The organism is Rubellimicrobium roseum (genome assembly GCF_006152145.1).
Taxonomy (GTDB): Bacteria; Pseudomonadota; Alphaproteobacteria; order Rhodobacterales; family Rhodobacteraceae; genus Rubellimicrobium; species Rubellimicrobium roseum.
The window spans coordinates 278,668-298,900 of the sequence record NZ_VDFV01000001.1 but is presented as its reverse complement, the minus strand read 5'-3'; the positions used below and the strand labels follow the sequence as shown (position 1 = coordinate 298,900).

Annotated in this window: 17 protein-coding genes; 7 read left to right on the top strand and 10 right to left on the bottom strand. The window is 70.1% G+C overall.

The genetic code is table 11. The annotated features are described in order from the left end of the window. Positions 1 to 93 precede the first annotated feature (93 nt). On the top strand, positions 94 to 756 hold the full coding sequence (locus FHG71_RS01340; protein ID WP_246045298.1) for a rhomboid family intramembrane serine protease: 663 nt from the start codon (positions 94 to 96) through the stop codon (positions 754 to 756). Here FHG71_RS01340 and FHG71_RS01335 read toward each other — a convergent pair. The 6 genes from FHG71_RS01335 to FHG71_RS01310 all read right to left on the bottom strand — a co-directional run bounded on the left by FHG71_RS01335 (position 738) and on the right by FHG71_RS01310 (position 9,161). Then, positions 738 to 1,946 carry a glycosyltransferase family 4 protein gene (locus FHG71_RS01335; RefSeq protein WP_139079797.1) on the bottom strand — a complete coding sequence of 403 codons (1,209 nt, stop codon included), beginning with the start codon at positions 1,944 to 1,946 and terminating at the stop codon, positions 738 to 740. The genes FHG71_RS01340 and FHG71_RS01335 overlap by 19 nt on opposite strands. A gap of 86 nt (positions 1,947 to 2,032) precedes the next feature. Beyond that, the gene (gene xrtD, locus FHG71_RS01330) at positions 2,033 to 3,640 is read right to left on the bottom strand and encodes a VPLPA-CTERM-specific exosortase XrtD (RefSeq protein WP_139079796.1); all 1,608 of its coding nucleotides are present in this window, start codon (positions 3,638 to 3,640) and stop codon (positions 2,033 to 2,035) included. A gap of 140 nt (positions 3,641 to 3,780) precedes the next feature. Further along, positions 3,781 to 5,037: a hypothetical protein gene (locus FHG71_RS01325; protein ID WP_139079795.1), complete on the bottom strand. Its 1,257-nt coding sequence runs from the start codon at positions 5,035 to 5,037 to the stop codon at positions 3,781 to 3,783. A 53-nt stretch (positions 5,038 to 5,090) separates the two neighbouring features. Beyond that, positions 5,091 to 5,723, bottom strand: a complete 633-nt coding sequence (locus FHG71_RS01320; RefSeq protein ID WP_139079794.1) for a polysaccharide biosynthesis/export family protein — start codon at positions 5,721 to 5,723, stop codon at positions 5,091 to 5,093. 149 nt (positions 5,724 to 5,872) lie between these two features. Beyond that, positions 5,873 to 8,347 carry a tetratricopeptide repeat protein gene (locus FHG71_RS01315; protein WP_139079793.1) on the bottom strand — a complete coding sequence of 825 codons (2,475 nt, stop codon included), beginning with the start codon at positions 8,345 to 8,347 and terminating at the stop codon, positions 5,873 to 5,875. A 106-nt stretch (positions 8,348 to 8,453) separates the two neighbouring features. Further along, a complete protein-coding gene (locus FHG71_RS01310; RefSeq protein ID WP_176559233.1) occupies positions 8,454 to 9,161 on the bottom strand; it encodes a sugar transferase in 708 nt (235 codons plus the stop codon). 361 nt (positions 9,162 to 9,522) lie between these two features. Between FHG71_RS01310 and FHG71_RS01305 the strand changes: the two genes are divergently transcribed. From FHG71_RS01305 to FHG71_RS24515, 4 genes are all read left to right on the top strand, one after another. Beyond that, the gene (locus tag FHG71_RS01305) at positions 9,523 to 10,419 is read left to right on the top strand and encodes an ExeA family protein (RefSeq protein WP_139079792.1); all 897 of its coding nucleotides are present in this window, start codon (positions 9,523 to 9,525) and stop codon (positions 10,417 to 10,419) included. A gap of 2 nt (positions 10,420 to 10,421) precedes the next feature. Next, on the top strand, positions 10,422 to 12,026 hold the full coding sequence (locus FHG71_RS01300; RefSeq protein ID WP_246045297.1) for a GumC family protein: 1,605 nt from the start codon (positions 10,422 to 10,424) through the stop codon (positions 12,024 to 12,026). Between the two features lie 10 nt (positions 12,027 to 12,036). Beyond that, positions 12,037 to 12,876: a CpsD/CapB family tyrosine-protein kinase gene (locus tag FHG71_RS01295; RefSeq protein ID WP_139079790.1), complete on the top strand. Its 840-nt coding sequence runs from the start codon at positions 12,037 to 12,039 to the stop codon at positions 12,874 to 12,876. Positions 12,877 to 13,092: 216 nt separating this feature from the next. Further along, complete coding sequence (locus FHG71_RS24515; protein WP_139079789.1) at positions 13,093 to 13,635, top strand: acyltransferase; 543 nt, start codon at positions 13,093 to 13,095, stop codon at positions 13,633 to 13,635. On the opposite strand, the gene FHG71_RS01285 is transcribed toward FHG71_RS24515, so the two are convergent. From FHG71_RS01285 to FHG71_RS01275, 3 genes are read right to left on the bottom strand one after another with little or no spacing between them, the layout of a single operon-like run. Then, positions 13,632 to 14,489 carry a glycosyltransferase family 2 protein gene (locus FHG71_RS01285; protein WP_139079788.1) on the bottom strand — a complete coding sequence of 286 codons (858 nt, stop codon included), beginning with the start codon at positions 14,487 to 14,489 and terminating at the stop codon, positions 13,632 to 13,634. The two genes, FHG71_RS24515 and FHG71_RS01285, sit on opposite strands and share 4 nt — an antisense overlap. Next, positions 14,482 to 15,660 (bottom strand): polysaccharide pyruvyl transferase family protein, encoded by a 1,179-nt coding sequence (locus FHG71_RS01280; RefSeq protein WP_139079787.1) that lies wholly within the window; start codon positions 15,658 to 15,660, stop codon positions 14,482 to 14,484. The genes FHG71_RS01285 and FHG71_RS01280 overlap by 8 nt, the downstream gene beginning before the upstream one ends. A 21-nt stretch (positions 15,661 to 15,681) precedes the next feature. Further along, a complete protein-coding gene (locus FHG71_RS01275) occupies positions 15,682 to 16,977 on the bottom strand; it encodes a Coenzyme F420 hydrogenase/dehydrogenase, beta subunit C-terminal domain (RefSeq protein WP_139079786.1) in 1,296 nt (431 codons plus the stop codon). 181 nt (positions 16,978 to 17,158) lie between these two features. Here FHG71_RS01275 and FHG71_RS01270 point away from each other — a divergent pair, with 181 nt between their 5' ends. Then, positions 17,159 to 18,574 (top strand): oligosaccharide flippase family protein, encoded by a 1,416-nt coding sequence (locus FHG71_RS01270; RefSeq protein WP_176559232.1) that lies wholly within the window; start codon positions 17,159 to 17,161, stop codon positions 18,572 to 18,574. A 66-nt stretch (positions 18,575 to 18,640) separates the two neighbouring features. Next, complete coding sequence (locus FHG71_RS01265) at positions 18,641 to 19,504, top strand: hypothetical protein (protein WP_139079784.1); 864 nt, start codon at positions 18,641 to 18,643, stop codon at positions 19,502 to 19,504. Here the strand turns inward: FHG71_RS01265 and FHG71_RS01260 are convergent. Beyond that, a complete protein-coding gene (locus FHG71_RS01260) occupies positions 19,495 to 20,232 on the bottom strand; it encodes an SGNH/GDSL hydrolase family protein (RefSeq protein WP_139079783.1) in 738 nt (245 codons plus the stop codon). The two genes, FHG71_RS01265 and FHG71_RS01260, sit on opposite strands and share 10 nt — an antisense overlap. Position 20,233 lies beyond the last annotated feature (1 nt).

Genomic DNA, 20,233 nt, shown 5'->3' with positions numbered 1-20,233 from the left:
TCAAGGGCACCGTGGCGCGAAGGGTCTGGTTCTTGGCCGGGCTTGGACGCATGATGCCCGGGGGCAGGGGCGAAGGCCCGGGAGAGCAGGCGAGTGGCCGTCGGAGCGGAACCGGGCGAGCGGATGGGCGCGGCAGCGGACGAGAAGGACTCTGCCCTGGCGCTGCCCGGGACGGTCTGGGCCCTGATCGGCGCCTGCGTGCTGGTCGAACTGGTGCTGCTGGGCGCGGACTGGCGGCTCTGGGGCTCGCCCGTGTGGCGGGGCATGGCCTACGGCTACGGCGGCTTCTGGGCCGGGCTCCTGCGCGACTGGGTGCCCAACTATCCTGGCCAGCGCGTGCTGATGTTCGGGACCTATTCGCTGCTTCATGCCGGGCCGGGGCACCTTATGGGCAACGTCCTCGTGATCGCTCTTCTGGGCCGCACGGTCTGGCGCCGGATCGGGTCGCGGCGGCTGCTGGCGGTATGGGCGCTGGCGGTGATGGCCGGCGCGGGGACTTTCGGGCTTCTGTCGGACGCGCCCGCGCCGATGGTGGGCGCCTCGGGCGGAGTCTTCGGGCTCGCGGGGGCGGCCGTGGCGCTCTACTGGGAGGACCGGCGGTCCTGGCGGGGGCTCGGGGGGGTGCTCGGGGCGCTGGTGGCGCTCAACTTCGCCACTTGGGCGCTGTCGGACGGCCAGATGGCCTGGGAGACGCATCTGGGCGGCTTCCTGGCCGGGGCCCTGGCGCTGCGGGCCTCTCAGCCCAGGGTGCCGTAGATCCGGTCGTAGGCGGCAAGGAGCCGGGGCGCGGAGTGCTGCCAGCCCATCCCCTCGCGCACGCGGGCGAGTCCGGTCCGGCCCAGCCGTTCGCGCAGGGCGGGGTCGTCGATCAGCTCGGCCAGCTTCGCGGCGAAGTCCTCGGGGTCGTTGGCGCGGGCGTAGAGCGAGGCCTCGCCGGCCGAGGCGCGGCCCTCGGTCAGGTCGAACTGCACCAGCGGCTTGCCGAGTGCCATGTATTCGATGACCTTGTTCATCGTGCAGATGTCGTTCATCGGGTTCTTGGGGTCGGGCGCCACGCCGATGTCGATGCTGTTGAGCACCTCGACCAGCGCCTCGGCGTAGAGCGCCCCGTGGAAGGTGAACCTGTCGTCCAGCCCCCTCCGGGCCACGTCGGCCTTCATGTCGTCGAGCCCCGAGCCGAAGCCCACGATGGCGAAGTGCACGTCCGCCTTGCCCATCCGGTTCACGAGGTGGTCGGCGGCGGCCACCAGGAGGTCCATCCCCTCCTGCTGGCCGATCACGCCCACGTAGCCCATCACGGTGCCCGCGCCCTTGCGATGCGCGGGGTTGCCGGGGCCTGGGATGAAGGTGTCGAGCTTGGGCGCCGAGCGGACCACGAAGACGTCCTCGGGCGCCATGCCGCCGCGTTCGATGGCGATGCGCTTGAAGCTCTCGTTGGTGGCGATGGAGACGCGGGCGGTGCGGAAGGTCATCCGCTCCCACAGGAGCATGACGTTGTGAAGCATTCCCCGGCGGTTGAACTTGGCCTCGAAGAGCTCGGGCGAGGGGTCGTGGTGGTCGAAGAGATAGGCCACGCCCTTGGACCGGTAGCGGCGGGCGAGCAGGAACACGAGGTCGGGCGGGTTGCAGCCCTGGATGACCTGGAAGGGTCCGCGCTCCTTCCAGACGCGCGCCGCAAGCCGGAACCAGCCCTTCACGGCCGCGCCGTATTCGCGGGCATAGGCCACCGCGCCCTCGTGCGCCTCCAGGGGCAGGGGGTAGCGGTAAATGTGGACGCCGTCGATCTCCTCGTAGGGGGCCGTCCAGTTGCGCATCTGCGGGCAGATCACGGACACCTGGTAGCCCGCCCCGATCAGCGTCGTGGCCTCCAGCCAGACCCGCCGGTCGAGCGGGACGGGGAGGTTCTCCACGACGATCAGGACGTGCCGTCCCTGCCCATTGCCCATCCCAGCCCCCGTTCCGCCATGATCGCCTCCCGGGTGCTAGCCCACCCGACCGGGCGCGGCAAGGCGCCCCGCCGGATCGGGCCGCCTCACTCGGGGACGAAGCTGGGCAGGCGGGGCAGGGCGTCGGCCATCATGCGCTGGAGGCGGGCGTCGGCGTCGGCCTCGGATTCGTTCTCCAGGATGGGGGTCACGAAGCGCACCATGGCGCCGTCGGTGCGGCCCATGGTCAGGCTGTCCCAGACCACGCTGGCCTTGGCCAGGTAGTCGTTGGTCATGCGCTTGCCGCGCTGCTCGAACCAGTAGTAGACGAGCTGCTTGCTCATCCCCTTCTGAATCACGGCGCGGTTCAGCGTGAAGTCGCCATAGACCGTGCCCGGCATCGAGACGGTGTAGGGGTCGATCGAGAAGACCTCCCACCCGCCCACGGGCAGGCAGACCTCGGGCGAGTGGATGCCCGAGCCTTCGGTCTGCTTCTCGTACCAGGCGGAGAAGAGGTTCACGGGCGCCGCCTCGGATTCGGAGACGTAGGTCATGTTGACGTAGTCGGTGGCGCCCAGCACCTGCTCGGTGTCGGCTTCGAGCGCCTCGGCCGATCCGAACCAGGGGCCGACCTCGCGCGGAAAGAGCGCGAAGACGTCGCGGCTGACGGTGGCGCGCTCGGGCGTGGGGGCGGCGACGAAGGCCAGCGCCACGGCGCCTGACAGGAGCGCAGCCGTGGCGAGCCCGCGCGAGGGCTCGATCCCCAGGAACCGTCGCGCCTGCCCACCCAGCCCGTCCACGTCGAGGTCGATGGTCTCGGACAGGGGCAGGGGGTTGGGGGTGAGGCGCTGGAGCGCCACGGCCACGAGGAACAGGATCGCCACGCAGGCGCCGAAGATGACCCAGCCCTCGAAGAAGTGGAGGAAGCCTTCGGCGTGCTCGATCCCGTAGCTGTTGACCATGACGCCGATCACGCCGATGCGGACCGAGTTCATGAAGACCGTGAGCGGCGCGGCCATCAGGAAGAGCACCGCCTTGTGCCAGAAGGGGCCGCGGTAGAGGATGCCGAAGAGGTAGGAGAAGCTCAGGATCGGGAACAGGTAGCGCAGGCCCGAGCAGGCCTCGGCCACCTGGAGCTTGTAGATGCCCAGGTCAATGACGTTGCCTTCGAGGAAGACCGGGACGCCGGCCATGCGCACGAACCACACGCCCAGCTCCGACGACACGAGCTGGAGGAAGATGGTGAGCTGCCAGTAGAGGAACTGCGGCAGCGGCAGCATGAAGACGAGGTGCAGCACCGGCGCCCAGTGGCTGCGCCCCCGCTCCCATCCGAAGCCCACGAGCACGACGCCCATGACCCAGATGATGAAGGCGTAGGTCGTCACGTCGGGGATGCGGACAAGGTTGCCGAAGATGCCGAAGGCCAGCGCGAAGAGGATGACGGCGATCCCCTGCCAGCGCGTGCGCGGCTGGAGAGGGTTCTCGGGCGGGGCGTGGCGCAGCTCGCGCAGGAACAGATAGAGCGAGATCAGCGGGATCAGGGGCCCGTGGCTGTATTCCGGAGTCGACCAGGCGCGCAGCAGCGCGCCGAAGCCCAGCCAGTAGATCGGTAGCGAGGCCAGCACCAAAAGGCCGAACCAGACGAGCCCCGGCGCATTGAGGCCGCCCGGAGGGACCGCGACGCCGACGGCTCGGGATGGTGTAGTGTCGGACATCGGGCACCCTGACGCTGCGGACATGACGGGCCACCCCTCGGGCGAGGGGAGCTTTCGCCGCAATCTAGGTCAGGCGGGTCGGAAAAGCGAGAGGTGCGTCGCCGCCCGCCCGACCCTGAGGCCGGGCGGGGCAGGACGGTTCAGAAGCCGCCGCGGAAGCTGCGGCCGAGGGTCAGGAACAGGTCCTGGCCGCGGGCGGTCTCGGCGCCGGTTTCGTCGCGCTGGCGCGCGCGCAGGCCCAGCGACAGGTCCCAGTCCTCGGTGACCTGACGGCTGAGGGTGGCGCCGACCTCGAGCGTGCGCGTGCTCTCGTCGGAGCCGGTGTCCTGCGACCGGCCGAAGAGCGCGTCGACGCTGAGCGAGGCCACCGGCGTGAGCGCGCGGGCGTAGTTGGCCGAGACGGTGGTGACGACCTTCTCGTCGTTGCCCTCGACGGTCTCGACCGACTGGTCGAGCGCCACGGAGGCCGAGCCGTTCGCCAGCTCGCGCGTGGCCTGCAGGGAGCCGGTCAGCTCCAGGTCACCCGTGCCGTCCCGGGTCACGCCCAGGCTGCCCGAAAGCTGGAGCGTGCGGCGCTCGATAGCGCGGCCGAAGCTGAGCGCCGCACGGGTGCCGTCGTCGGTCTCGTCGAGCGTGAGCTGCGCGGACACCTGCCCGTCGCGGCGCTCGATCGCCCCGGCGAGGTCGAAGCCGTAGCGCGTCACAGGGTCGGCCCCGTCCTCGTCGTAGGTGGAGCCGCGCAGGCCGGCGGTCACCTCGGCCACCTCGGTCAGGCGGAAGCGGAGCGCGGCGCCGAAGGTGGTTTCCTGAAAATCGACGAGGTCGGAGGAGGTCACGTCGCTGTAGTCCGTGACCTCGGTCCCGGCGGACAGGATCACGCCCAGGGGGGCGTTGTCGCGCAGGGACAGGTCGCCATCGAGCCGCAGGTTGCGGCGCGTTCCCTCGCCCCGGAAGTCTGCGAAGTCGTCGGGCAGGTCGATGGTGCCGTCGTCGTCCACGAAGTCGCCCAGCGTCCGCAGGAAGGCCACGTCGGTTTCGGAGGCGCGGCCCGAGAGGCTGAGGCTGGCGCTGGGCACGGTGCGATCGTAGTCGAACCGCAGCTGGGGGCCGCGGACCCGCCGGTCGCCATCCCCGCTCAGCGGCAGGTCGAGCGTCGCGTCGGTGCCGAGCGAGAGGGTCGAGACCGGTGTCCGGGTCTCGAAGGCGAGGGCCACGTCGGTGTTCGACCGCGCCTCGACCTCGTCGCTGCCCGGGTCGAGGTTCGCGTTGCGCTCGGCCCCCAGGCCTTGGGACAGGGTGAAGGTCAGAAGGGGATTGGGGGTTCGCCCGGCCGCGTCCTGCGCCAGCGCCAGCGGCGCGAGGCCAAGGCCGGCCGCCGCCAGGACGGACAGGGACAACGCCCGTGTTCCCGCCGGGCGGGCCCGCCCCGGCCTGACGGGCCGCCGGCAGGTCATTCGAAGAGCCGCCGCTGCGGGATCACGAGCACGTCGCCCTCGGCCAGGGTGACCGAGCCCGCATTGCTGCGCCCCTGCTCGATGGCGCCGTAGTCGATGGCGTAGATCGTCTCCTGCCCCGTGGCCGGGTCGGTGCGGCGGAGCTGGATGCGCTTCGTCGCGGCGAACTCGGAGAAGCCCCCCATCTCGGCGAGGAACTGCAGGAGGGTGGTGCCGGGCTCGACGGTGAGCTTGCCCGACTGCGCGGCCTCGCCCACGACGTAGACGTCGATGGTGGGCTCCTCGGCCGGCACCGCGGGAGGCTCGATCTCATCGGGGGCGAGCTGCGCGATGCCCACGAAGACGTTGGGCGGCGCGGTGAAGTTCGGGGCGAGGCGGGCCGTTAGGTCGGACTGGACCTGCTCGACCGTGCGGCCCCCGGCCTGGATGCCCCCGGCCAGCGGAATGGTGATTCGCCCGTCCGGCGACACCAGGGTGCTGCGGTTGAGCGAGGGGTCCTCGATCACCTCGATCTGGAGCACGTCACCCGGCTGGATCCTGTAGGCCTCCTGCGCGGCGGCCATACCCGAGGCTCCGAGCCCCAGGAGGCAGGCCAGCGCGGCGGCGATCGGGGCGTTCCCGATGGTCATGCGGCATCTCCCTTGCGCAGCGACACGAGCGCCTTGCGCTTTCCATCTCCACGATAACGTGAGCCGACCGGTGCGCAAGGCGCAGAAAGGGGGGCCGCAGCCCCCTGTCTCCTATTCCCGGCAGCCGCGGTGGACCTGCCACACCCGCGTCAGTTCGTTCCGTCCGAAGAATCCGTCTCCGCCGGAGCCGCGACGCCGCCCTCGATCTCGGCCAGGGTCGCGCGCGCCTTCTCGGCCTGGGCGATCGGCCGGTCGCCGGCCAGTTCGACCGCACGGGTCAGGTGCGCCTTGGCATCGTCGAGCCGGCCCAGGGCGTGGTAGGTCATGCCGAGGTGAAACTGCACGACCGGGTCTTCGGCCAGCGCTTCGGCGGCGGGCTCCAGATAGGCTAGCGCCTCGGCAGGCTGGCCGCGCTGGGTCAGGATCCAGCCGTAGGTGTCCTGCGCTGCCGGCTCCTTCGTGTCCTTGAGCCGCTTGGCGATGGAGAAGGCGCGCTCGATCTCCTCAGGGGTCTTGGCGCGCTGGCTCAGCAGGCTCGCCAGGTTGTTGGCGACCACGATGTTGAAGCTGTTGTCCTCGTAGAGGCTCTCGTAGATGGCGATGGCGCCGTCGATGTCGCCCGTCCTCTCGAGCTCGGTCGCCTTGATCCAGCGGAGCTGCTGGGAATGGGGCACGGCCGCGAGGCCGGCGTCGAGCACCTCGGCCGCCTCCAGCCCCCGGCCGGCGCGGGCGAGCAGCAGGTAGAGCTGGTTGGCCGCTGCCTCGAACGCAGGATTCTCGGCCAGGAGCTCGCGCAGCTTGGCCTCGGCCGCCTCGGCCTCGTCCATGGAGGCGAGGAGCCCGGCGTCGAGAAGCCGCAGTTCCGGGTCGTCGGGCCGCTGGGCGAGCCGGGCGTCGAGGTAGGCCCGCGCCTCTCCGGGGCTGCCGGTGCGGAGCATCGCCGCCACCGCGCGCGCCACGTCGTCGGCGCTGCCGCCCTGGTCGGCGAGGCTGCGCAGCATGGCGAGCCCGTCGGCCGTGCGGTCCTGCGCGAAGAGCATCCCCGCCTGGAGCCGCTGGGCGGCCTCGTCGGCCTCGGGCGTCCCGATCTCCTCCAGGTGGCCCACGAGGTCGCGCAGGCGCGAGGTGTCGTTGCGCTCGAGCCAGGCCTGGCCCAGCCGAATCGCCACCTCCACGTTCGTGGGATTCGCGGCCAGCGCGTCCGAGAGCACCGTCTCGACGGCCGCCGCGTTGCCCTGGCGCGCCAGGTAGTCGGCATAGCGCAGCGAGGGCTCCACTGCGCCGTTGGAAACCTCCACCGCCACGGCGAGCCGCTCGCCCACGAGCTCGATGTCGCCGTCGCGCTCGTGCGCCTCGGCCATGAGCGTGAGCACGTCCACGTCGCGGGGGTCCTGCGACAGCGCCGTGCGCAGGTCGACGATGGCCTCGCGCGCCCGGTCCTCGGCGATGGCCCAGGCGGCCCGGAGCTTGAGCGCGTCGACGTTGGTGGCGTCCTCGGCGAGGATTTCCTCCACGTAGCGCCGCGCGCCCACGTCGTCGCCCAGGGACGACAGCATCCGCGCGAGCGTGGCCTTGATCCGGCGGGTCTGGTCCGAGGGCTGGGCCTGGGCGAGCACCGCCTCCAGGGCGGCCACGGCCTCGTCCCGGCGGCCGGCGTCGAAGTCCATCCCCGCCAGGAGCGCCCGGTAGAGGTCGGCGTTGGCCGTGCCCTCGTTGGCGGCGATCAGGGCGTCGAGCTCGGCGCGGGCCGTGTCCTCGCCGCGGGCCTGCTGTATGAACTGCACCAGCGTCACATGGCCGTCGGTCGGACCCTTGGGGTCGCCCGCCATCTCGCGCAGGAGCGCCTCGGCCCCGTCCTTGTCGCCCTGGACGAGATACCAGCGCACGAGCGCGGTGCGCACCTCCTCGTTGTCGGGGAAGCGCGCGTACATGTCCTGCAACTGCGCGCCCGTGCCTTCGGCGTCGCCGCTCCGGGCCAGGATCTCGAACTTCACCATGTGGAACTCGAGCGAGTCGGGCTCCGCGGCCAGGGCCTTGTCGATCTCGGGCAGGGCGTCGGACGGGTTGGGGCCGTGCACCAGCCAATGGATGACCACGCGGCGCGCCACCGACAGATCGTCCTGGCTGGCGAGCATGATGCGCGCCTCGCGGGCGATCTCCTCGCGCTCGGCGTCGTCGGCGGCTATGACCGCGTCCTGGTAGCGCAGGGCCAGCCCGACGGCGCGGACCTGCGGGTCGTCGGGCAGGAGCCGGATCGCCTCGGCGCCGTGCCGCCCGGCCTCCTCCCAGTTGCCTTGGGCGATGGCGACCTCGGCCAGGGTGCGGCGCACCTCGGCGGTGTCGGGATACTGCTCGATCAGGCGAAGGTAGTGGCGATAGGCCTCGGCCGTGTCGCCGCGCCGGAGCATGAGGTCGGCATAGGTCTGGCGCGCTTCCTTGTGGAAGCCGTCGTTGTCGAAGACGTTGCGCAGCTCGACGATGGCGCGCTCCTCGTCCCCCTCCTCCAGGAGGGTGAGCGCGGACTGGTAGAAGCGCTCGGCCCGGTCCTCGCGGCTTTCGCAGCCGGCCAGGAGGAGAACGGAGGACAGGGTGGCGGCCAGGAGGGCGCCGGATCGGAAGGTCATGGCAACTCGCTAGCGACGGAACAAGGAGGGGCCGAGGCGGCACATGGGCCGGCCGGAGCATCCGGGACCCGCTGCCGATATGCGGCAGCGGCTGCGGTCGCGCAAGTCAATAGCCCGTGGCGCGCAGGATCACCCGCACGGTGGCGAAGAGGATGCGCAGGTCGAGCCCGAGCGAAAGGCCGTTGAGATAGGCCGAGTCGTAATAGGCGCGCGCGGCGAAGGAGGTGCTGTTGCGCTCGCTCACCTGCCACGGGCCGGTGATGCCGGGACGCAGCTCGAAATAGGCCGTGCCGGGGTAGAGCGCCGCCTGCGACGGCATCATCGGGCGCGGCCCCACCAGGCTCATATCGCCCTTGAGCACGTTCCAGAGCTGCGGAAGCTCGTCGAGCGACGACTTGCGGAGGAGGCGGCCCAGGCGGGTGATGCGGGGGTCGTCCTTGAGCTTCTGGGTCTCGTCCCACTCGGCGCGCGCCTCGGGGTGGTCGCGCAGGTGGGCCTCGAGCCGGGCGTCGGCGTCCGGGACCATGCTGCGCAGCTTCCACATGCGGAAGAGCCGGCCGCCCCGGCCGATGCGCTGCTGGGTGTAGAAGGGCTGCCCCCCCTCCATCGCCACCGCGATGGCGAGCGTCGCCACGATCGGAAGCACGATCGGGAGGGCCAGGAGGACGGCCAGGATGTCGAGCGTGCGCTTGACGACATGGCGGTAGAAACGGCGCGGACGGGCGGTTGCCATCGACCCCTCGGGGAACGCGGCCGCCACCGAGCGGCGGGACGCGCCGACGACAACGGCCTGGTCTCGATCCTGCGTCGACATCAGCCCCCTCATATCCCGTCCTTCAGGTATCATGCATGCGGCTGAACGCCAACTGGCCCACATGGGTCCTTCTGGCAATCCCCGCACGCGCCGCTGACGCAGCCGTGAAGAGGACAGCAGGAGGGGGCCCTCGGCTCTGCCTATTAGAGAACACAATTGCGCCATAAATGGGGCCGCCGCATATGGCAACAGTCTGGACGCGGAATGGAAACGGTGCGCAAGATCGCGTCGTGCTTGCTTTCCTTGCCTCTCCCGTCCGGAAGGGGCCCGTACGGATTTGGCAGGACTGGGGCGGCCCCACTGGCTTTTTGGTGGCGCCTCGGTTACGAGAGGGCTGGGCCCGAGGCTTCCCACGGTCGGAATGGCAACGAGTTTGGATATATACGTCGACTTCTTCGGCCTCACCGAGCGGCCGTTCTCCCTGGTGCCGGACCCGGCATTCCTCTTCTGGTCCGATCACCATCGGCGTGCCTTCGCCATGCTCGAGTATGGGGTGGTCACCTGCGCGCCCGTGACGCTCATCACCGGCGAGGTGGGGGCGGGCAAGACCACCGTGCTGTTCAAGCTGCTGGCGACGCTGGGCGACGACGTGAAGGTGGGGCTCATCACCAACTCGCACGGCGACCGGGGCGAGCTGCTTCGCTGGGTGCTCATGGCGCTGGACCAGCCGGCGCCGGCCGATGCTTCCTACGTGGACCTCTTCGCCCGCTTCCAGGGGCACCTGATCACCGAGTACGCGGCCGGACGGCGCGTCATCCTGATCTTCGACGAAGCGCAGAACCTGTCGCGCGAGTCGCTCGAGGAAGTGCGGATGTTCACCAACATCAACAACAACAAGGATGTGCTGGTGCAGCTCGTGCTGGTGGGCCAGCCCGAGCTGCGCGACATGATCCGCCGGCCGGACATGATCCAGTTGGCCCAGCGCGTCGCGGCGAGCTTCCACATTCCCGCCATGGACCTCGCCACCGTCCACAACTACGTGGCGCATCGCCTCCGCGTCGCCGGGGCCGGCGAGCCCATCTTCAGTGAGCCGGCCATCGATCTCGTGCACGACGCCTCGCGCGGGATCCCGCGGCTCGTCAACCAGCTCTGCGACTTCGCCATGGTCTACGCCTTCACCAAGGACCAGCGCCACGTGTCGCGCGCCACCGTCGAGGAGGTGCTGGCCGACGGCGTGTTCTTCGCCGGCGGGCAGACCATCAGCGTCACGCCGCGTGCCCGCGCGGTCGGCGACCTGTCCAACCGGGGGGACATCTGACGATGGACACCAAGTTCTACCTGCTGGTCTTCCTGCGCCGGCTTCCCTACGTGCTCCTGCTCACCGTGATGGGCGCGGTGCTGGGCGCCACGGTCGCCGTGCTGCTGCCGCCCGTCTATGTGGCGCAGGCCAAGCTCGTGGTCGAATCGGAGCAGATCCCGGGTGACCTGGCCGCCTCGACCGTCCGCACGGCGGCGACCGAGACGCTCCAGATCATCCAGCAGCGCATCCTGACCCGGGAGACGCTCCTGGAGATGGCCAACCGGCTCGACATCTACGAGGCGCGCCCCGGGCAGGCCGCGCGGCCCATGGAGGCCGACGACCTCGTGGAGGACATGCGCGAGCGAATCGTGATCGCGACCTCGGGTGGCGGTGTGGCCACTAGCCGGAACGCCCCTCCGCAGGCGACGCTCGTGGACGTGAGCTTCACCGCCGGCACGCCGCAACTCGCCGCCACGGTGGCCAACGAGGTGGTCACGCTCATCCTGAGCGAGAACGTGTCGCTGCGGACCCGCGCCGCCGGGCAGACGCTCGAGTTCTTCACGCAGGAAGTGGAGAGGCTCGATCAGGAGGTGGCCCGCAAGGGCGCCGCCGTGTCCGCCTTCCAGGAGGCCAACCGCGATGCCCTGCCTGACAGCCTGGAGTTCCGCCGCAGCCGGCTCGTGACCGATCAGGAGCGCCTGACGCAGATCCAGCGCGACGAGGCCGGCCTGCGCGATCGCCGCGCGCGCCTCGTGGAGCTTTTTGAATCGACGGGCAGCGTGGGCCTGGCCGGGACCGAGCAGGCCCAGCTCACGCCCGAGCAGCGCCAGTTGCAGGATCTGCGCAACCAGCTCGCCTCGCTGCAGGCGGTGCTGTCGCCCACCAACCCCCGCATCAGCGTCCTCCAGAACCAGATCCGGGCCCTGGAAGGCCAGGTCGCCGCCAATCAGGGCACGGCCGTCGCCAACTCGGCCGACAGCGGCCTGACCGCGTACGAGCTCCAGCTCGCCGATCTGGATGCGCAACTGGAGTTCCTGGAGCAGCAGCGCGAGCAGATCCAGACCGTCCTGGCCGAGCTCCAGCAGACCATCGAAGCCACGCCCGGCAACGCCGTGACGCTGGCCGAGCTGCAGCGCGATTACGAGAACACCCGGTCTCAGTACGACCAGGCTGTCCAGCGTCGGGCCGTCGCCGAAACCGGCGAGATGATCGAAACGCTGTCGCGCGGCCAACGGATCTCGGTCATCGAGCAGGCGGTGCCCCCCGCCGCCCCGGAAAGCCCGAACCGTCCCCTGATCGCGGCCGCAGGCCTCGGCTTGGGGGTGGTGCTGGGTCTTGGACTCGTGGCGCTTCTGGAACTGTCCGACCGGACGATCCGCCGCCCCATCGAACTGACAAGCCAGCTTGGCATCCAGCCTTTCGCCGCACTTCCCATGCTGCAGAGCCGCTATGACATCCGCCGGCGGCGGCTCCGCATCGTGACAGCCTTCCTCGTGGTGCTGGTGGTCATCCCGGGCGCATTGTGGCTGATCCACAGCCAGGTGGTGCCGCTCGACATGATGGCGGACCGGCTGCTCGACCGATTGGCAACGAGCCACCCCGTCATCCCCGACACCTTCGGCTGAGGGCCTATCCATGGAACGCATCCAGCACGCGATCGAGAAGGCCCGGATCGCCCGGAAGGAGGCCGCGCCCGCTTCCGAAGGGCGCATTTCCCCCGAACGCGGCGCCGCTCCCACGGCTGCGCCCGAGGCCCTGCAGGTCGCGGCCCACTGGCAGGCGCTGCGGGAAGCGGCGGTGGCGCCCCGCGCGCTCGTGCGCGCGCATATCGTCGCCGCCACGGGCGAGCGCGACGCCGTGCGATTCGACATGATGCGCACCAAGCTTCTCCATGAGGCGCGCACCAATGGCTGGCGCCGGATCGCGATCACGTCGCCGGGACCCGGCTGCGGGAAGAGCACGATCTCGCTCAACCTCGCCTACAGCCTCGCGCGGCAGCCCGAGCGGCGCGTCGTGCTCTTCGAGGCCGACCTGCGCCGTCCGTCGCTGTCCAAGACGATGGGGCTGCGGCCGTCGGCGAACTCGGCCGATTTCCTGGAAGGGCGCGCCACGCTGGAGGAGGTGGCGCTGCGCCTTCGGCCAAATCTGGCGGTGCTGCTGAACCCACAGCCGCGGCGGGACGCGGCCGAGCTGTTCCAGTCGCCGGGTACCCCCGAGGCGCTGGCGGCGATGGAGCAGGCGCTGGAGCCCGACGTCGTGATCTTCGACATGCCGCCAATGCTGACCGGAGACGACGTGATGGCCTTTGCGGCGCACGTGGACGCGGCGCTGATCGTGGCCGGCGCGGGCACAAGCAGCGTGGCCGAGATCGACAACTGCGAGCGCGACCTCGCCTCGCGCACCAACATCATGGGCGTCGTGGTCAACAAGTGCCGCTATCTGGGCAAGGACTACGGTTACAGCGACTACGGCTGACAGGGCGTGCTGATTTAGCGGTCCCTAAGTACTACATGCAGGAGAAAGAAAGCCGGGCCCGAGCCCGGCTTTTTGTAAGGACCCCGTCGGGCACTCAGGCAGTCTTGCGGCGGTGCAGCGCAGCGAAGCCCAGGCCATGCCAGCGAAGACGCGCCCTGCGAAGGGGCGGCCAAAGCCCTGGAGCTACCTGGGCAGCAAAAGGAAGATGCTACGACGATGGCGGTCAGGACTCGCACGATCGGAGGGCGTATCGCCCGTCTCCTGGGCTCGGTGCTCGATCCCATGGTGTGGCTGCATCCGTTCCGTATGCTGCACTACTACGGCTACAGCCATGTCGGGCAGAGGCGGCTCATGACGGTGGGCCGCGACGTCCGCCTCGCGCCCAACACGTCGTTCCGCAACGGGGAGCGCATCGAACTGGGGGACCAGGTCCAACTCGGCGAACATACGGCGCTGTGGGCGGGGAAGACGAGCTCCTGGGTGCGAGTGGGCGCGCGGACGACCTTCGGGCCAGGCTGCTTCGTGACGGCGGCCGACTACGGCTTGGCCGCCGGCTCCCGGATCACGGACCAGCCGATGGTCGAGCGCGACGTCGTCATCGGGCCGGACTGCTGGATCGGCACCAAGTCGGTCATCACCGCCGGCGTCACGCTGGGCGAGGGCTGCGTGATCGGCGCAGGTTCGGTGGTGACGCGCGACGTTCCCGCCGGCGCCATCGCCGCCGGAGTTCCCGCCAAGGTCATCCGCATGCGGTCCTAGAGATCGCGTCCCAGCGCCTGACCCAGCATCCAGCCGCAGCGCCGCAGACGCAGGCGCGCCAGCGTCGCGAGCGCGGCCCGCCGCTCGGGCCCCCGAAGCTCCGTGTGGAGCAGCACCTTGGGGGCGTGCATCGCGATGGAGGCGATCAGAGCAAAGCCGCGTGCCGCCCAGAGCGCGCGGGCGGTGGGGCCCTTGCCTCGCAGCTCCCAGCTCTCGGCGGTCAAGCGAAGCCATTTGCGCTCCAGCGCCGGCCAGTCGGCGCGTGTGGGATGCGCCACCCGCAGGTCGTCGGCATGGACGAGGCGAAAGCCCTTCGACCGGGCGCGGTGGCACCAGTCGAGGTCCTCGGACAGGCCCGGCCGGAACTCGCCCACCGCGTCCCAGACCTCGCGGCGGGTCAGGAGGTTGGCGGTGACCGAGAAGCCCTTTGTCTCCACGTACGAGCGGTTGTTGAAGGCGAAGACGGTCTCGAAGGCCTCGGCGCCCGAGCGGGGGCCGGGCGTCTCGTCGAAGAGGGTAATCGTGCCGCCGACGAGGTCGCCTCGCGTCCGCACCCGGCCGGCAGCGGCCAGCCAGTCGGGGGCGGGGACGCAGTCGCAATCGAGGAAGTAGATCCAGGGCGCCGTCGTCTCGGCCACGCCCCGGTTGCGGGCGAGCGCCGCACCCTTCCGCGTCTCGGTTACGATCCTGACCCCGGGATGGGCCGCGCGCACGCCGGCAAGGCTCTCGGTCGAGGCGTTGTCGACCACGATGACTTCGATGTCGGAGGTCACCTGTGGCATCAGGGCGTCGAGGCAGCGGCCCAGCCGCTGGATGTCGTTGTAGTGCGGGATGATGACAGCCGCGTCAGGCACTCGCCTTCTCCATGAGGCGCCGGAGCGCCGCTTCGTAGGCGTCGAGCTTGGCGAGGCCGCGCTGGAGGCCGTCCCGGGCCTCGGCCCGCACGGTTTCGCGGTCTTCGAAGGCCGAGGCGATCTTGTCCAAGATCACGGAGTTGGCCTCGCTCGTGCAGTCCACGGTGCGATCGTAGCCAAGCGAGCCGAAGAGGCCCGCGAACTTGCGCGAATAGGCCATGGGGATCACGGGGACCCCCGAGGAGAAGGCGGCGATGCAGGCGTGCATTCGCGCGCCCATGAAGAAGTCGAGCGCCGCGATGTAGGTCTTGGCCTCGGATGGCGATCCGAAGGACGGGGCGAGCACGGTGCCGGGGAACTCGGCGGCGAGCGCCTCGCAGGCGCGATAGTCGTCCTCGCCGGTCATGCGGCCCTCGCGCACGATGACGTGGGGCACGAGGTGGACCTCGCAGCCCGATGGATGGGTCTGGAAGTGGCGGATCAGGTCGCGGATCAGGCTTGGATAGTCGGTGGTCAGGCCGAACTCGTTCCGGCCGGTGTAGCCGCCGGCCATCAGGAGGCCTGAGATGTTGAGGCCGATCCGAAGGGGCCCGTCCTCGCGCGGGCCGGGCGGGTCATAAGGCAGGCGAAGCGCCACGTCCGAGGCCTCGATCACCTCGGCACGGCCGAGGTCGCGCGCGGCGCGCGTGGACTGCACGTCGCGGGAGGCGACCACGGCGGCGCGGCGCAGCGCCAGGCGCGCCATGAGGCGCGAGGCGGGCTTGGTGAAGGGGCCGACGGTCTGCGGCGCCATCACCAGCGGCGTGCCGGCCAGATGGGTCAAGCCCTTGAGCAGGAACATCCGGTTGAGCCGGCCCGAGCCGTAGATGTCCGCGAAGCTGTCGCCACCGCCGATGTCCACCACGAAATCCGAGCGGCGGGCGAGCGCGAGATATCCCGATGGCCGCGTCATCGCGCGCCGGTCGAGGGGCACGATGCGGATATCGGACCCGGTGACGTAGGGCTCGCGGGCATCCTTGAAGTCGAGAACCGTGATCTCGACCTCGCGACCGATCTCCTGCGCGATCCGGCGAAGGATGGCGATGTCCGAGACGGTGAGCGCACCGACGCCGAGGTTGTCGGAGCGGGTCGAATGCCCGAGCAGGCAGACGCGGATAGGTCGGGAGGCCATGAAGATTCCTTCGGGGACGGGTCAGGCCCGACGCATGACGGTGCGGCGGATCATGCCCAGGAAGTTGGTCACGTTCTTGCGAACGGAGTTCTGCCGCGCCGCCGCGAGAAGGTGAAGGCCCCGGTAGCGCGGCACCGGCCGGCCCGCGATCCGGAGCGCCAGGAGTCGCGCGGCGAGCGCCCGGCGCCGCTCGCGCTGGCCGGGCTGGATGGCGACGAGGTCGTCCACGTCGAAGGGGCCGGTCTCGACCCGGCCTTTGGCGCACGCCTCGTTCAGGAGGCGCTCACCCAGCGCCGTGCGCGCGATGACGAGGCTGACGCCGGGCTGCTCCTCGAAGAGGGGGTAGCCGTTCTCGTCGCTCTCCCAGGCGTCGGCGCAGACGATGTCCGCCAGCGCGCCATGGCCGTCGGGACAGATCTTGCAGCGGTGCTGGACGTGCTTGCTCAGGATGCGGCCCCAGCTTTCGTGGTAGGTCATGGACCGTTCGGTCCCGTCCTGCAGCACGGCGGTGGCCCGGCCCGGCCAGCCGTTGCCCCGATAACGGAAGCTGCGCGTGCGGGCCTCCTCGGCGCCCAGGGCCGCAAGGACGGCGCGGCCCCCGGCGTGCGAGGGCACGCCCGCGCAGAAGAAGGACAGGATCACGGGGACGGCCCGAGCCACCTGGGGGTCGATCTCGCGCAGGGCGGCCATCGCGGCCGCGTCGCAGGGCTTGCCCACGAAGGCGAAGCGGCGGCCGGTCAGTTGGTGCTCGGCCAGGCGCTCGTGAAGGTCGGCGAGCGGCGCGGAGGGCGCATAGCGCGAGCCGGCCGAAGCCAGGACACCGGCGCGGTCGGTCGTGACCACCGTGGCGTTGCCGAGGGCGAAGTCGCTGGCCGCGGTGGTCTGGATCACCGCGTCCACCGTGCCGCTCTCGACAAGGTGGAGAAGGATGGCCGAGAGAGTGCCGCCCGAGGCTCCGGCATGGCGCATCTCCGGGTCGCTCGCCCAGGCCGTATGCATCGAGACGTAGGGCCCCCATAGGACGTGGTCCTGGCGCCCCTCGGTTTCCACGTTCTCGGTGAGGCCGGGGCAGACGCGCCAGATGGCCTCGTCCTCGGCGGGCGTGAGCGGGGCGGTCTGGAGCGGGCGGAGGAAGCCCGGGTCGGCCACCGTCATGCGCACCTTGCCCGCCGCCAGCGCCGCGCAGGCGCCGCAGCCGGCGCAGGTGTTGCCGCGGGCCACGTGGGCAAGGGACGACGCGAGCGGCGAGGCCGCTGCGGATGGCGCATCGCTGGCGCGGGCAAGGGTGGGCGCCGTGGGGGCGGGCGAGGTCGGCATCGGCGGACAGATCCTTCGGACGTTCGGTGCGAGCGCGAAGCGGGCTTCGACGATCCGGCTACTCGACTGTTTAGTGGCGCAATCGGGGCAGGGCAACTTGACCGCGGCGAAAATTGACGGGAACAAGCGCCTGGTCGCCAGCCGTCCCCCGGCCGGCGCCCGGAAGGAAGGCACTCTCCCCATGCTCCGTTCTGCCCTGTTGATCCTGTCGGGGAACGCCGCGGCCTCGATTCTCCTGCTGGCGCGCAACCTGCTGATCGCCCGCCTGATCCCCGTGGCCGATTACGGCGTGGCCGCGACCTTCGCCATCGCCATGTCGGTGGTCGAGATGGTGTCGGCCTTCGGGCTCCAGCAGCAGATCATCCAGGCCAAGAACGGCGATGACCCGCATTTCCAGGCGGTGCTGCAGGGATTCCAGATCATGCGGGGGGTGGCGTCGGGCCTGCTGCTCTTTGCTTTGGCCGGGCCCATCGCCGACCTCCTGAACGTGCCCGAGGCGGCCTGGGGGCACCGGGTCATGGCGCTCGTGCCCGTGCTGAACGCGCTCGCGCATTTCGACATCCATCGACTCAACCGCCAGAACCGGTTCGGGCCGATGATCGTGTCGAGCACGGTCCCCGCCCTTGCCTCGCTCCTGGCGGTCTGGCCCCTCGTGGCCTGGCTCGAGGACTGGCGGGCGATGCTCTTCGTCATCCTGATCCAGGCCGTGCTGACGACGGCCGTCTCGCATCTCGTGGCCGAGCGGCCCTATCGGATTGCGCTCGACCGGAAGATCATGGCGGGGAGCCTTCGCTTCGGCTGGCCGCTGCTCCTCAATAACGTGCTGCTTTTCCTCGTCTTCAACGGGGACCGCATCATCGTCGGCCGGGTTCTGGGCATGGAGGCGCTGGCCATCTTCTCCATGGGCGTCACGCTCACGCTCACGCCCACGCTGGTCATGGCCAAGAGCCTCCAGAACTTCTTCCTTCCGCGGCTGTCGCAGGCCGCCCATGCCCTGGAGGACGGAGCAGGGCGGCCGCGCTTCGTGGACCTGTCGCAGGCGACCTTCCAGGGGGCGCTTCTCAACGGCAGCCTCTTGGTCTTGGCGGTGCTGATCGCGGGCGGACCTTTCGTGCTCCTGGCGCTTGGGCCCAAGTACGCCGATCTGGTGCCTCTTCTCAATCTCATGGCGGTGCTGCAGGCGGTGCGCGTGGCCAAGGCGGGCAGCTCGATCGTGGCGCTCGCGCTCGGGCGCACCGGGAACGCCGCCATCGCCAACCTGATGCGCCTGCTGTCACTGCCGATCGCCTGGCTCGCGCTGCTTCAGGGGGAAGGCCTCGTCGCGGTGCTTTGGATCGGGATCGCCGGCGAGGCCCTGGGCTACGCGGTCTCGCTCCAACTCGTGCGGCGTCGCCTGCACCTGCCATTGCGGCCGATGCTGGGGCCGCTATTGGCGACAGGGCTTCTGCTAATGACGGCAATCGTCGCGAACAGTTTCGAGGCCATACCCTTCTGGGCGGCCGAGATCGCGGCCGCCCTATTCTTTGCCTTACAGATCGTTAGCATGAAGGAGTTGCGCCAGCGAATCAGCGCGGCGCTGCAACGCAAGCCAAGGTGAACGATGGCCGGCCAACCGCCACCGCTGCTTCTTCACATAGGCTACCACAAGACCGCAACCACATGGATGCAGAACCTGCTGTTCCAGCCGGTTCACGGCTATCGTCAGATCCTGACGCACCGCGAGGTGTTCGAGGGGCTCCTTCGGCCGCACGGCCTGCAGTTCGATCCCGAGGCGATCCGCGAGGCGATCGCCGCCCGGCAGCATGACGTCCCGCCCGGGATGGTCCCGGTCATCTCCTCGGAGCTGATCTCGGGCAATCCGTTCTTCGGCGGACGCGAGAACGACCTATATGCCGAACGCATGCGGCAGACCATGCCCGACGCGCGCGTCCTGATCTCGATCCGCACACAACTGCGCATTCTTCCGTCGGTCTACATGCAGTACATCCGCCGCGGCGGCACCATGACGCCCGAGCGATTCTTCGACGGCGAGGTGGAATGGGGCTACTTCGGGTTCGCCCCCGAGCATTTCGAGTACGACCGGCTCATCGCGCTCTATCAGGAGCTCTTCGGACGCGACAACGTCTATGTCCTGCCGCAAGAGATGCTGCAGGCCGACCTCGACCTGGCTTGCGCCGACCTGGCCCGTTTCGCGGGCCATGCGGAGTGGCGCGGCCTGTCGTCCGACGCGCGACGCGTGCGGGGAGCGAGCGATCCGGAATACGCCGTTCCCGTGCTTCGGCGGGTCAACCACGTGCGGCCCTCGGCGCTCCACCATGAGCCGCTCCTGAACCTGGGCACCGGGGGGGACCACCTCTTCCGGGCGACGAGCTATCTCATGAGGCGGGCCTTCGTGGCGGCCCTCATGAAGAGCAGGACGCCGGTCAGCCAACACGTCCGGGCGCGCTTTGCCGGCTATTTCTCCGAAAGCAACGCACGCCTGCGGCGCATCGTGTCCAACAGCATCGACATGTCCGCCTACACCTGATCGCGCGTGACCTGACCCGGCGGAGCGGCCCCGCAGGTCACGCCGAGCGCGCGACCGAGATGGCTGACCAGCGCCGGCACGATGACGGCCGAAGCCGTTGCCGGATCGGGGTGCAGTCCGTCGGTGTGGAGCCCCCTCTCGCTCGGGGCGCGGGCGAGCCAGCGCGGATGAAAATCGACCAGGCCCAGATCGAGGGACCCGGCCAGAGTGCCATAGGCCGCGTAATGGTCCTCCAGCCGGGGGCGGACCAGGCTACGCAGGCCGGTCACGGGATTCATCGTCATCAGGGTGAGGCCGGTGGACGGGGAAGCGTCGCGCAGGTCGGACACAAGCTGGCGATGCAAGCGGTCGCTTTCGGAGAGCGACAGTCCATCGAGCATGTCCGCGTCGTTGATGGCGAACTCTATCAGGACGATATCAGGCTGGGCCGCCGCGACCTCAGCGACCTGTCCCGCGCCCCAGGAGACGTTCGCGCCGGGCTTGGCCACCTTTGTCACGGTGACCGGCCGATCAAGGCACCGCCCGAGTTCCGCGCCCACCTCTTGTGGCCAATCGTAGCGGGCCGTCAGGCTGGTCCCAAGCGCGACGACCCGCAATGCGCGGCCCGCTTCCAGGGAGATCGCCGGGAGGGCGCGGTCCCGCACCGGCGGGGCTGGACGCTCCCGAGGAAACGCGGCCAGCAGCAGGGCGCCGAGCGCCAGGAGCGCGACTGCGGCCCTCCGGCGCATC